The following is a 13,221-nucleotide window of genomic DNA, read 5'->3' on the forward strand; positions in this document are numbered from 1 at the left end:
CCGGTCCGCTTTGGGTGTCCATGTTAACATCGTCAAATTTTCCTTGACCGCCTCGCGTCGCCGCGGCAATGTTTACGACGGTAACATTGAGTCGAAAGGATGCGCCGATGAAAGTCTTGCTCTACGCGCTCGGGCCGATGTTGTTCGACTCGCTTGGCGTGCTGGTCTTTGCTGTGCTGCTTGTCGCCGGTGCCGGAATCGTGCCCGCGACCATTGCCGGGACCATCATTGCGTTCGCGGTCGTTGCAATCGAGCGAATGCGCGGCCACAGCGTCGCCGCCTTGCAATGGATCAGTCTCGCCTCGGTGCTCTTCACCGCGGCAGCCACCTTGTTCACCGGCGATCCGCGTTTCGTGATGGCGAAACCGACGATCGTTTATCTGATCGTCGGTTCGGTGATGCTGCGCAAGGGCTGGCTCAATCGTTATATTCAGCCGCAGCAGCTCGCCATTGTCGGTGACGTCATGGACCGTTTCGGGATGATCTGGGCGGCGCTGATGTTCGCGAGCGCGGCACTCAACCTCGTGATCGCGATGTTCTTCACCGGCTGGTGGCCGCTGTTCATCGGGATTTTCCCGCTCGCGTCGAAATTCGGGCTGTTCGCGATCCACATCGCGGTGGTGCATGTCGTCACGCAGACGCGGCTGCGCCGCCGCGCGAACGGCGAGTTGCAGCCGCTCGCGGCGGAGTGATTATTCGGCGTCGAGCCCGTAAGCCGTGTGCAGCACGCGCACCGCGAGTTCGGTCTCGTCCTCGTCGATCAGCACGCTGACCTTGATCTCGCTGGTCGAGATTGCCTGGATGTTGATGCCGCGGTCGGCCAACGCCCGGAACATGGTGCTCGCGACGCCGGCGTGGCTTTTCATGCCGACGCCGACGACGCTGACCTTGGCGACCTTGTCGTCGCTGATGATGCGGTTGAACCCGATCTTGTCCTTTGCGCCTTCGATCAGGTCGATCGAGCGGAGCAGATCGGCGCCGGGGACGGTGAAGGTCACGTCGGTTTCGCCCTTTTCGCGGCCGACGTTCTGGATGATCATGTCGACGTTGATCCCCGCCGCCGCGAGCGGTCCGAAGATGTTCGCCACGGCGCCGGGCTTGTCGGGCACGCGGGTGACGATGATCTTCGCTTCATTCTTGTCGTGGGCGATGCCGGTGATCAGCTGCCGTTCCATCTGATGTTCCTCTATTTCCTCGTCGCTGACGATCATCGTGCCTTTGGCGGGTGCTTCGTCGCCCTCGACGAAACTCGAGAGCACCTGCACGCGCACGCCCATCTTCATCGCGAGCCCGACCGAACGCGTCTGGAGTACCTTGGCGCCGACGCTCGCGAGTTCGAGCATTTCCTCATAGGTGACATAGTCGAGCTTGCGCGCGCGCGCGACGATGCGCGGGTCTGTGGTGTAGACGCCGTCGACGTCGGTATAGATGTCGCAGCGATCGGCCTCGACCGCCGCCGCGACCGCGACCGCGCTCGTATCCGATCCGCCGCGGCCCAGTGTCGAAACGCGGCCATCGTCCATCATGCCCTGGAATCCGGGGATCACCGCGACCTCGCCGCGTCCCATCGCAGCGGTCAGCGCACCGGTGTCGATGTCGACGATGCGCGCGCGCGCGTGCGCTTCCTCTGTCCGGATCGGGAGCTGCCAGCCGAGCCAGCTGCGCGCCGGGACCCCCATCGCCTGTAACGTCAGCGCGAGCAGCCCCGACGTGACCTGTTCGCCCGCGGCGACGACGACGTCATATTCGGCGGGGTCGTAGCGCGGGTTCGCTTCGCGGCAGAAACCCACCAGCCGGTCGGTTTCGCCCGCCATCGCCGAGACGACGACCGCGACCTCGTTGCCCTGCGCCACTTCGCGCGCCACAAGCTTTGCGACGGTGCGAATCCGCTCGGTGCCCGCCATCGACGTGCCTCCGAATTTCATCACGATCCGCGCCATCTCGCCCCGCTTTCCTGATCTGGTTTCGACCGCAACTTTCCCGTGAATCTGCGGCGTCCGGCTGTTAGGGAAGGGGGAGGATATTGGCAAGCGCGCGAACGTATGGAGGCGATAGAATTTCTTGCACCTGCAAAGGCGGGATGCCACATCGAAGGCCATGAGTACCCCGACGATCAATCCGAACGAAGCCGCCCATTTCGGCGCGCTCGCCGCCGACTGGTGGAATCCGCACGGTTCGTCGGCGATGCTGCACCGGCTCAATCCGGTGCGCCTTTCCTATATCCGCGATCAGATCGACGCGCATTGGCAGGGCGACGCGCGCGAGCGCTATCCGCTCGCCGGGAAAAGCGCGCTCGATGTCGGCTGCGGCGCGGGGTTGCTGACCGAACCGCTGGCGCGAATGGGCGCGACGGTCACGGGGGTCGATGCGGCGCCCGAAAATATCGGCGCGGCACGCGCTCATGCCGCGGGACAGGGGCTTGCGATTGCCTATTGCGCGGGTGAGGTCGCGGCGCTGCCGCCGGCGACTTTCGATCTTGTCACCTCGATGGAGGTTGTCGAGCATGTCGCCGATCCCGCTGCCTTCGTCGCCGAACTTGCCGGGCGGCTCGCGCCCGGCGGGCTGATGATCCTGTCGACGCCGAACCGCACGATGCTGTCGAAACTGCTGCTCGTCGAGGCCGCCGAGCGCGTCGGGGCCGTGCCGCGAGGGACGCACGACTGGGACCAATTCCTGAAGCCCGAAGAGCTGACGGAGCTGCTCGAAGACGCGGGGCTTGAGGTCGTCGACCGGACCGGCCTGTCGCCCTCCGCCGCCAAGGGGTTCAAGCTCGGCGGCAGCGAGGCGCTCAATTATCTGGTCGCAGCGCACTGGCCGACAGCCCGATAACCGGGCCGACGAGCCGCTTGCCAAGGCACCGACAGAAGATTAGCATCCATGTTCATAAGCTTGGCGGCCGCGTAGCCAGACAAGCGACGCAGCAGGCAGGAATTTCGGGCCGCGCACGATGACCAGCGTGCGCGGCAGGGCCAGAGGCATGTTGCGTGGAAAGGGCTGGGGCATTTCCTTTTTTGACGAGATGACGGGACAGGAGGGCGCGATCCGGGCGCCCTATCGCGACTATTCGGAATGGTTCGACCGCGAAGATGCGGCGCGCATCCAGCGAAAGGCACAGCAGGCCGAAGCCTTTTTCCGCACCACGGGTATCACCTTCAACGTTTATGGCCAGGACGAGGCCGACGAGCGGCTGATCCCCTTCGACGTCGTGCCGCGGATCATTTCGGCGGGCGAATGGCGGCGGCTGTCGCGCGGAATTGAGCAGCGCGTGCGTGCGCTCAACGCCTTTCTTCACGACATCTATCATCGGCAGGAGATTTTGCGCGCCGGGCGCGTACCGGTCGAACTGATTTCGGGCAACGACGCCTTTCTGCCGATGATGATGGGCATGGACCCGCCGGGGGGCGTCTATACGCACATCAGCGGCATCGACATCGTGCGCACCGGCGCCGACGAATTTTATGTGCTGGAGGATAATGCGCGCACGCCGTCGGGCGTATCCTATATGCTCGAAAATCGCGAGACGATGCTCCAGATGTTCCCCGAGCTGTTCGCGAAGATCGCGGTGTGCGAGGTCGGCGATTATCCGCTGAAGCTGCTGAAATCGCTCGCGGCCTGTGCGCCGCCCGCGTGCGGAGGCACGCCGACGGTCGCGGTGTTGACGCCGGGAATCCACAACAGCGCCTATTTCGAGCACAGCTTCCTTGCCGACCAGATGGGGGCCGAACTGGTCGAAGGGCATGACCTGCGCGTTGTCGGCGGCCGCGTGGCGATGCGCACGACACAGGGTTATACGCCCATCGACGTCCTGTATCGCCGCGTCGACGATGATTTTCTCGATCCGCTGAACTTCCGGCCCGACTCGCTGCTCGGTGTGCCGGGGATCTGGGACGTCTATCGCGCCGGCGGGATCACGATCGCCAATGCGCCGGGGACGGGGATCGCCGACGACAAGGCGCTGTACAGCTATATGCCCGACATCATCGAATTTTATACGGGCGAAAAGGCGCTGCTTCCCAATGTGCCGACGTGGCGGTGCAGCGAGCCCGATCATCTGCGCGAGGTGCTCGATCGCCTTCCCGAACTGGTGGTCAAGGAAGTCCACGGGTCGGGCGGCTATGGGATGCTGGTCGGTCCGGCCGCGACGAAAAAGCAGATTGCGGCGTTTCGCGCCAAGCTGGAGGCGAATCCGCGGGGGTATATCGCGCAGCCGACACTCTCGCTGTCGACCGTGCCGATTTTTACCAAGGCGGGGCTGGCGCCCCGCCACGTCGACCTCCGCCCCTTTGTGCTGATGTCGCCGCAGGGCATCCGCATCACCCCCGGCGGGCTGACGCGCGTTGCAATGACCAAGGGATCGCTGGTGGTGAACAGCAGCCAGGGCGGCGGCACCAAGGACACCTGGGTGCTGGAGGATTGATGGGGGTGGCTGCCGTCTTGCTTTCTCATCGTCGCCCCCGCGCAGGCGGGGGCCGTTGTGGCCCTTACTCTTCGAAGCCGCGTAAATCTTCAGCGGCCCCCGCCTTCGCGGGGGCGACGGGAATTTTCCCATGCTAGGTAAAACCGCCGGGGCGCTTTACTGGATGGCGCGCTATCTGGAGCGCAGCGAAAATAATGCGCGGCTGATCGATGCGGGGTTCCGTATCGCGCTCACCCGGTCGAACACCGCGGCGGCCGAATGGCGCTCGGTGCTGGTGACGGCGGGGCAGGATTATGCCTTTCGGCAGGCGCATCAGGATTATCATTCGCAGCGCGTCGTCGATTTCATGCTGCGCGACCCCGCCAATCCGTCGAGTATCCTGTCGGTGATCAAGCAGGCGCGCGACAATGCGCGGACGGCGCGGACCTATTTGACGCGCGAAGCGTGGGAAGCGGTGAACACAAGCTGGATGACGCTGGGCGCGCTGCTCCGCCGACAAGTGCGTGAGGACGATCTGCCCGACGTGCTCGCGGCGATCCGGCAGCAGAGCGGGCTGGTTCGGGGTGCCTTTGCCGGCACGATGCTGCGCAACGACGGCTATAATTTCTCGCGCCTCGGCACCTTCCTCGAACGCGCCGACAACACGGCGCGCATCCTCGACGTCAAATATTATCTCCTGCTGCCCTCCGTCGCCCATATCGGCACCTCGATCGACAATGTGCAGTGGGAGACGATCCTGCGTTCGGTATCGGCGCACCGCGCCTATCACTGGCTGTACGGGACCGAGATCAGCGCGCTGAAGATCGCGGAATTTCTGATCCTCTACAAACAGATGCCGCGCAGCTTGGCGTTCTGCTGCGACAAGATGAACGATAACCTCGCGTGGCTTCAGCACGCCTATGACGAGGAGACGGAGGCGGTGCGGATGGGCGCCTCGCTTTGCCGCGATCGCCTCTCGCGCCCGATCGCGTCGATCTTCGACGGCGGCCTGCACGAATTCATCACCGACTTTCTTCGCGCGAACGCCGCGCTCGCGCGGCAGATCGAGTGCGATTACAGGTTCGTGGAGTAAATATGCGGCTCAGCGTCGAACATATCACCCATTATCAATATGACAGCCCGGTTCGCTACGCGCTCCAGCAGATCAGGCTGACGCCGAAGGAGCGGCCGGGACAGCAATTGATCCACGGCTGGACGGTCGATGTCGAGGGGGGCGACCGCCAGCTTCATTATACCGATCATCATGGCAATGGCGTTGACCTGGTCGCGGTGGACAGCGGCGTCAGCGAGCTGATCATCCGCTGCACCGGCGAGGTCGAACTAATTAGCTGGGACGGGGTGATCGGGCCGCATCGCGGCGCGATACCGCTCTGGACCTTTCTGCGTCCCACCCCGTTGACGCGCGTGGGGCGCGGGGTGCGATCGCTCACCGCCGAACTCGGCCGCGATCACGCCAGCGACATCGAGCGCGCGCACGCATTGTCCACGCTGATCCTGGACAAGCTGCCCTACCGGACCGGTGTGACCGATGCCGACACCAGCGCCGAGCAGGCGCTCGGCGGCGAAGGCGGGGTGTGCCAGGATCATGCGCATATCTTCATCGCCGCGATGCGGCATCTGGGGCATCCCGCGCGTTATGTGTCGGGTTATCTGATGATGAACGATCGGACGCATCAGGACGCGACGCACGGTTGGGCCGAGGCGCATTTCGACCATATCGGCTGGATCGGTTTCGACATCAGCAATGGCCATTCGCCCGACCAGCGCTATATCCGCGTCGCAACCGGGCTTGACTATCACGATGCGGCGCCGGTGCGCGGGATGCGCTATGGTGCGGCAGAGGAAAATCTGGTTGTCCAGTTACAGGTCCAGCAATAAGCGGACGGCGACGAGTCAGGGCGATCAGGGCGGGGATTACGGGACGAAATGACCTATTGCGTGGGAATGCGGCTCAACAAGGGGCTGGTGTTCATGTCGGACACCCGCACCAACGCCGGGGTCGACGATATTTCACAGGTCCGCAAGATGCGCAGCTGGACCCTCCCGGGCGAGCGCGTCATCACCTTGATGTCGGCGGGTAATCTCGCGACGACGCAGGCGGTCGTCAGCCTGCTCGACGAGCGCACCAAGGCGCCCGAAGACCGCCACCCGTCGATCCTCGAAGCGCCGTCGATGTTCCAGGTCGCCACGATTGTCGGCGAAACGCTGCGCAGCATCGTGATGCGGCATAATGATGAAGGACCGGCGGCGGAATCCCTGTTCCGCGCCTCGCTGATCGTCGGCGGTCAGATCAAGGGCGCCGAGCCGCGGCTGTTCCTGATCTATCCCGAGGGCAATTTCATCGAGGCGGGCGAGGACAATCCCTTCTTCCAGATCGGCGAAACCAAATATGGGCGGCCGATCATCGTGCGGTCGTACGATCCGGCCATGTCGTTCGAGGACGCGGTGAAGCTGCTCTGCGTGTCGTTCGATTCGACGATTCGCGCCAATGCGGGGGTCGATTTGCCGATCGACCTCAAAATCCACGAGCGCGACGATTTCACCACGGTGCGCGAGCGGCGTTTCGAGCGCGACGACGCCTATTTCCGCCGCGTCTCGGATGGCTGGGCCGAAGCCTTGGGGATTGCGCTCGCGGAGCTGCCGGATTTCCGGTTTTAGAGCGGCGTCACTGAGTGTGTCCCCGCGAAGGCGGGGACCCATCTCCAGTGGGCTCGATGTTGCGCGATCCGGTGATGGGCACCCGCCGTCGCGGGTGCACACAAACCTTCCAAGGCCGACGGTCTATCTGTTCTTCCGTCCTTCAATCAGCCCGTCGACCAGGCTGGGATCGGCGAGCGTCGAGGTATCGCCCAGCGATCCGAAATCATTTTCGGCGATCTTGCGGAGGATGCGGCGCATGATCTTGCCGCTCCGTGTCTTGGGGAGCGCGGGGGTCAAATGGATATGGTCGGGGGTCGCGATCGGCCCGATTTCCTTGCGCACCTGTTGCTTGAGCTGGGCGACGACCTCGTCGGTCGGTTCGACCCCGGCGTTCAATGTGACATAGGCGTAGATGCCCTGGCCCTTGATATCGTGCGGAAAGCCGACGACCGCCGCCTCCGCGACATCCTCGTGCAGCACGAGCGCGCTCTCGACCTCGGCGGTTCCCATGCGGTGGCCCGACACATTGATCACGTCGTCCACGCGCCCCGTAATCCGCCAATAGCCGTCGGCGTCGCGGCGGCATCCGTCGCCGGTGAAATATTTGCCCTTATAGGTCGAAAAATATGTCTGGATGAAGCGTTCGTGATCGCCATAGACGGTGCGCGCCTGCCCCGGCCAGCTGTGGGTGATGCAGAGGTTGCCCTCGGCCGCGCCGCCCGTCTGTTCGTCGACGAGTACGCCGCCCTCGGCATCTACCAACTGCGGACGAATGCCGAAGAAGGGGCGCCCCGCGCTCCCCGGTTGCATCGCGTGGGCGCCGGGCAGGGTGGTGATCATGATCCCGCCGGTTTCGGTCTGCCACCAGGTGTCGATGACGGGGACCCGCCCCTTGCCGACGACCTGGTGATACCAGCGCCACGCCTCCGGGTTGATCGGCTCTCCGACGCTGCCGAGCAGGCGGAGCGACGAGAGATTGTGGCGGTTCACATAATCGTCGCCCTCGCGCATCAGCGCGCGGATCGCGGTGGGCGCCGTGTAGAGAATGTTGACCCGATGTTTGTCGACGACCTGCCAAAAACGGTCGTGATCGGGGTAATTGGGGATGCCTTCGAACATCAGTGTCGTCGCACCGTTCTGCAAGGGGCCATAGACGACATAGCTGTGCCCCGTCACCCAGCCGATGTCGGCGCTGCACCAGAAGATTTCGTGCGCGCGATAGTCGAACCCATAGAAGAAGGTCGATGCGGTCCAGACGCTGTAGCCGCCGACGCTGTGCAACACGCCCTTGGGCTTGCCTGTCGATCCCGAGGTGTAGAGGATGAAGAGCGGGTCTTCGGCCCCCATCGGCTCGCACGGGCAGTCGGCGCCGACGTCGGCCGACAGCGCATCATACCAGTGATCGCGGCCCTCCGTCATCGCGACGTCGCCCCCGGTGTGCGCGATGACGAGCACGGCCTTCACATCGATGCGTTCGAGCGCCTTGTCGACATTGGCCTTGAGCGGAACGACCTTGCCGCCGCGCAGCCCTTCGTCGGCGCAGATCACCCAGTCGCTGCCGCAATCCTCGATGCGGCCGTGGATCGCCTCGGGCGAGAAGCCGCCGAAGACGACGCTGTGCACCGCGCCGATGCGCGCGCAGGCGAGCATCGCCACCGCGCCCTCGGGGATCATCGGCATATAGATGGTGACGCGGTCGCCCTTCTGCACGCCCATTTTTTTGAGCGTATTGGCAAAGCGGATGACGTCGGCGAGCAGCGCGGCATAGCTGATGTGCCGCGTCTCGCCATCGGGCGCATCGGGTTCGAAGATGATGGCGGTCCGGTCGCCATGTCCTGCGGCGACATGCCGGTCGACCGCATTGTGGCAAAGGTTGAGGACGCCGTCCTCATACCATTTGATCGCGACCGGATCGTACGACCAGCCTGCGATCTTCGTCGGCGGTGTGATCCAGTCGATCCGCTTCGCCTGTTCGGCCCAGAAGGCGTCGGGGTCGACGATGCTTTCTGCATAGAGCCGGTCGTAATCGGCGGCGGTGCAGTGCGTGTTCGCCGCGGCATCGGCCGGGACCGGCACAAAGGGCTCGGAGGGGGGTAGGTCGGACACGTCTGCTTCTCCCGCTTGTCAGGCCTGCGGCTGTAACCGCGAATCTTGTCTTCTCTTCCTTATCCGTTCGCATTGCGCGAAGTCGAGATGCCCGTCCGCCGCATACGACTTCCCGGCGTCTTGACGCGCTCGACACGAATGGGGCGTGAGCGTTAGAGGGCAATGCAGGGGCAATTGGGAAGGGCGGACATGGCGGGACTGGGCAAACACGTCGCGGCGCTGCTGGGTTCGCTGGGCGTCGAGCGAAGCGCGTGGACGGGCGGATCGATGGCTGCGCTGTCGCCGCTGACCGGCGAGCAGGTCGCGGCGGTACGCATCGCCGATGCCGCCGAGGTCGATTCCGCGCTCGACGAGGCGAGCGCCGCCTTTCGTCGTTGGCGCCACGTCCCGGCGCCGCGCCCCGGCGAGCTGATGCGGCTGTTCGGCGAGGAGTTGCGTGCGGCGAAGGACGATCTGGCCAGACTGGTGACGATCGAGGCGGGCAAGGTGCCATCCGAAAGCGCGGGCGAGGTGCAGGAGATGATCGACATCTGCGACTTCGCGGTCGGTCTGTCGCGGCAACTCTATGGCCTGACGATCGCGACCGAGCGGCCGGGGCACCGGATGATGGAGGTCTGGCACCCGCTCGGCACCGTCGGCGTGATTTCGGCGTTCAACTTCCCGGTTGCGGTCTGGGCGTGGAATGCGGCGATTGCGCTCGTGTGCGGCAACAGCGTGGTGTGGAAACCGTCCGAAAAGACGCCGCTTACCGCGCTGGCGGTGCAGGCAATTTTTGACCGCGCGGCGGCGCGCTTTGGCGAAGCCCCGCAAGGCTTGGCGCAGCTCTTGATCGGCGGGCGCGAGGTTGGCGAGGCGCTGGTCGATGACCCGCGCGTCGCGCTCGTCTCGGCGACCGGATCGACGCGCATGGGCCGCGCGGTGGCGCCGCGCCTTGCACAGCGCTTCGCGCGCGCGATCCTTGAGCTTGGCGGCAATAATGGAGTGATCGTCGCGCCGTCGGCCGACCTCGACCTGGCGCTGCGCGGCGTCGCGTTCGGCGCGATGGGGACGGCGGGGCAGCGCTGCACGACGACGCGCCGCCTGTTCGTCCACGACAGCATCTATGACGGCTTCGTTGGGCGATTGAAGGCGGCCTTTTCCAGCGTCCGTGTCGGCAATCCGTTGACCGATGAGGTGCTCGTCGGGCCGCTGATCGACCGCGCAGCCTATGAGGCGATGCAGGCGGCGCTCATCGCGGCCCGGTCGGTAGGCGGCGTGGTTCATGGCGGCGAGCGGGTAGGGGATGGGCCGAGCTATTATGCAAAGCCCGCGCTGGTGGAAATGCCGGCGCAGACCGGCCCGATGCTGGAGGAGACGTTCGCGCCGATCCTGTTCGTCACGCGCTACCACGACCTCGACGAAGCGATTGTCCTGCATAACGATGTTGCGGCGGGGCTGTCCTCGGCGATCTTCACCACCGACATGCGCGAAGCCGAACGCTTCCTCGCCGCGAGCGACTGCGGCATCGCCAATGTCAATCTGGGGACGAGCGGGGCGGAGATCGGCGGAGCGTTCGGCGGCGAAAAGGAGAGTGGTGGTGGCCGCGAAAGCGGGTCGGATTCGTGGCGCCAATATATGCGCCGCGCGACGAACACCGTGAATTACTCCAACGCGCTGCCGCTGGCACAGGGGGTGAGCTTTGATCTCTAGCCCCCCTCGCGCTTGCGGGAGGGGAGCGGCTTACGCCCGCCAACCAAAGCCGTCTTCAATCGGCACCACCTGCCCCTCCATCCCCACCGGCTCGTGCGTCCCATCGGTCAGAAGCGCGAGCAGCGCAGGATCGCCCACATCGACATGCGCGAGCGTGCGTTTGCCTTCGGGTGTCCGCGCCACGACCACGCCGGCTTTCGGCGTCGCGTCGCGGCCGTAGAAAATCGTGTAGGTTTCAATACTGGCCGGCCCGGTATAATCCTCGACCAGTTCGGGGACTTGCCCGCGCTTTTCCTCGGCCTCGGTTTGATAGTCGAAATCCTGCGGGAAGCGGGCGGCGGCAATCGGTTCGCGGCCCAGCACGATGCAATGATTGTCGGTCGCGAAACCGCCATTGGCAAAAAGGAAGCCATAGCGCCCTTCGGCGCGCAGCTTCTGGACCATCGAAACGATCGCATGGCTCATATAATTGGCGATCGGACCGCCGCCGAAGGTGAGCCCGCCGAACACGCTCGCGGGCCGGTCCCACGGCCAGCCCAGGACACGCCGCGCCATCTTGGGCACGCAGGGAAAGCAACTGTAAAGCTCGACGCAGTCGAAATCGTCCACCGTCATGCCGTTGAGCTCGAGCGTCCGCGTGATCGAGGTCTCCATGCTGACGCTGTGGTCGTAGCGGTCGCGGTTCAGGATGCTCGCGGGTTCCTTTGCCGCGGCGCCCATGCCGACATAGATCAGCCGTTCCTCGGCGATGCCGCGGCGACGCGCTTCGGCAAGGCTCGCGACGATAAAGCCCGCGCCCTGGTTCACCGACGAATTGGCGACCATCAGCTTGGAGTAGGGGAAGGCGATCGGGCGGTTGCGCTCGTCGACGCGCAGAATGTCGGCGGGCGAGACGGGTTTGCGGATCCATGCGCCGTCGTTCGCGGCCGCGACCTCTGAAAAGCGCGACCAGATTTCGGCGCTCTCGAACTGCGCGTCCTCCAGGCTTTCGCCCCACGCCGCGCGCGTCGCATTTTCATAGAGCGGATAGACGTCGACCGGCGCCGCAAGGCCGTGCTTTTGCGCATAATTGGGCTCGCGGCGGGTCGCGGCCTTGCGCACGGCATTATAACTTTTGTCCTCGCCGGTCGCCGCCTTGGCGGCGCGGCCCGCGGCGGTACGCAGCGCCTCGCCCCCGACGATCGCAGCAAGTTTAACCTCGCCCGCGCCGATGCGGTTCGCCGCCTCGTTGAGCAGGCGCACCGGCGTGTCGCCGTGCGGCGCCGCCGATTGATAATTGATCGCGGGGCTCGCGCCGATCGCGGCGGCAAGCGGTTCGCAAAGCTTGCCGAGATGATGGAAGCTGATCTGATCGACGATCGCGAGGCTGTCGATCTCGGCGAGCGGGGCGCCCGCATCCTTTGCCGCGAGGTCCAGCGCCGCAACCATCAGGCCCAGCGAATCGAGCCCTTGGTCGGGGTCGTCGGGCCGGTCGTTGACCTGTCCGACGCCGATGATGACGGGAATGCGTTCGGGATCGGTCGTCATCAGCGCGCCTTCCACTCAGGCTTGCGCTTTTCCGCGAAGGCGCGGGGGCCTTCGCGTGCATCTTCGCTGCGCATCAGCGCGCTTCGCTCGATCGCATTATGCTCCCAATAGGGGGCGTCGGCAGCAATGCGCCCGTCCTGAATGCCGAGCGCGACGCGCTTTGACGCCTGCACCGAGAGCGGCGCGTTGGCGGCGATCTTTTCGGCGAGCGCGAGCGCGGTAGGCATCAGCTCGGCGAGCGGGACGACATGATTGACCAGTCCGAACGCGGCGGCGCGCGCGGCGGGGATCGGGTCGCCGGTCAGCATATATTCCATCGCAAGTTTCTTCGGCAGTTGCTGCGTAAGGCGGAAGGCGCCGCCCGCCGCAGCGAACAGCCCGACCTTGACCTCCGGCAGTCCGAATTGGGCATGGTCGGCGGCGACGATGATGTCGCTCATCAGCGCGATCTCGCAGCCGCCGCCAAAGGCGAAGCCGTTGACTGCGGCGATGATAGGTTTCGAGATCGGGTGCGACACCATGCCTGCGAAACCCCACGCCTGCTGCGCCGGATCGTCTGGATAGAGGCTTTCGCCGCGCGACAGCGCGACAAGGTCGGCCCCCGCGCAAAAACTCTTGTCCCCCGCGCCGGTGATAACGACCGCGCGGATGTCAGCGTCGTTTTCTGCCTCTTCGAGTGCGGTGCCGACGCCGATATGGACCGCGGCGTTGACCGCATTGCGCGCCTCGGGCCGGTTGATCGTCACGATCAGCACATGGCCGCGCCGCGTCGTGAGGATGGTGGTGGTGTCGGCCGTATCGGTCATCGCGAATCTCTCCCTTTCGGGCGAGTATCGCGAGGA

At 64.9% G+C, this 13,221-nt stretch carries 11 protein-coding genes; 7 read left to right on the forward strand and 4 right to left on the reverse strand.

The window, feature by feature from the left end; translation table 11 throughout:
- Window positions 1–107 precede the first annotated feature (107 nt).
- Complete coding sequence (locus RIA72_RS15470) at window positions 108–692, forward strand: inner membrane-spanning protein YciB (protein ID WP_350032963.1); 585 nt, start codon at window positions 108–110, stop codon at window positions 690–692.
- Here the strand turns inward: RIA72_RS15470 and RIA72_RS15475 are convergent, their stop codons facing one another.
- On the reverse strand, window positions 693–1,940 hold the full coding sequence (locus RIA72_RS15475; protein ID WP_350032964.1) for an aspartate kinase: 1,248 nt from the start codon (window positions 1,938–1,940) through the stop codon (window positions 693–695). It lies immediately after the preceding gene.
- A 157-nt stretch (window positions 1,941–2,097) separates the two neighbouring features.
- Between RIA72_RS15475 and ubiG the strand changes: the two genes are divergently transcribed.
- From ubiG to RIA72_RS15500, 5 genes are all read left to right on the forward strand, one after another.
- Entirely contained in the window at window positions 2,098–2,829 is a 732-nt protein-coding gene (gene ubiG / locus RIA72_RS15480) for a bifunctional 2-polyprenyl-6-hydroxyphenol methylase/3-demethylubiquinol 3-O-methyltransferase UbiG (protein ID WP_350032965.1), read from the forward strand.
- A 148-nt stretch (window positions 2,830–2,977) separates the two neighbouring features.
- A complete protein-coding gene (locus RIA72_RS15485) occupies window positions 2,978–4,417 on the forward strand; it encodes a circularly permuted type 2 ATP-grasp protein (protein ID WP_350032966.1) in 1,440 nt (479 codons plus the stop codon).
- A gap of 130 nt (window positions 4,418–4,547) precedes the next feature.
- Complete coding sequence (locus tag RIA72_RS15490) at window positions 4,548–5,489, forward strand: alpha-E domain-containing protein (protein WP_350032967.1); 942 nt, start codon at window positions 4,548–4,550, stop codon at window positions 5,487–5,489.
- A 2-nt stretch (window positions 5,490–5,491) separates the two neighbouring features.
- Entirely contained in the window at window positions 5,492–6,295 is an 804-nt protein-coding gene (locus RIA72_RS15495; protein WP_350032968.1) for a transglutaminase family protein, read from the forward strand.
- Window positions 6,296–6,343: 48 nt separating this feature from the next.
- The gene (locus tag RIA72_RS15500; RefSeq protein WP_350032969.1) at window positions 6,344–7,075 is read left to right on the forward strand and encodes a proteasome-type protease; all 732 of its coding nucleotides are present in this window, start codon (window positions 6,344–6,346) and stop codon (window positions 7,073–7,075) included.
- A gap of 123 nt (window positions 7,076–7,198) precedes the next feature.
- Here the strand turns inward: RIA72_RS15500 and acs are convergent, their stop codons facing one another.
- The gene (gene acs / locus RIA72_RS15505; protein ID WP_350032970.1) at window positions 7,199–9,163 is read right to left on the reverse strand and encodes an acetate--CoA ligase; all 1,965 of its coding nucleotides are present in this window, start codon (window positions 9,161–9,163) and stop codon (window positions 7,199–7,201) included.
- Between the two features lie 189 nt (window positions 9,164–9,352).
- On the opposite strand from acs, the gene amaB reads away from it, so the two are divergent.
- A complete protein-coding gene (amaB, locus tag RIA72_RS15510) occupies window positions 9,353–10,852 on the forward strand; it encodes an L-piperidine-6-carboxylate dehydrogenase (protein ID WP_350032971.1) in 1,500 nt (499 codons plus the stop codon).
- A gap of 30 nt (window positions 10,853–10,882) precedes the next feature.
- Here the strand turns inward: amaB and RIA72_RS15515 are convergent, their stop codons facing one another.
- The gene (locus RIA72_RS15515) at window positions 10,883–12,379 is read right to left on the reverse strand and encodes an acetyl-CoA acetyltransferase (protein ID WP_350032972.1); all 1,497 of its coding nucleotides are present in this window, start codon (window positions 12,377–12,379) and stop codon (window positions 10,883–10,885) included.
- Window positions 12,379–13,185: an enoyl-CoA hydratase-related protein gene (locus tag RIA72_RS15520; RefSeq protein WP_350032973.1), complete on the reverse strand. Its 807-nt coding sequence runs from the start codon at window positions 13,183–13,185 to the stop codon at window positions 12,379–12,381. Before RIA72_RS15520 ends, RIA72_RS15515 begins: the two co-directional genes overlap by 1 nt.
- Between the last annotated feature and the right edge of the window lie 36 nt (window positions 13,186–13,221).

This window comes from Sphingopyxis sp. (genome assembly GCF_040216815.1).
Classification (GTDB): Bacteria; Pseudomonadota; Alphaproteobacteria; order Sphingomonadales; family Sphingomonadaceae; genus Sphingopyxis.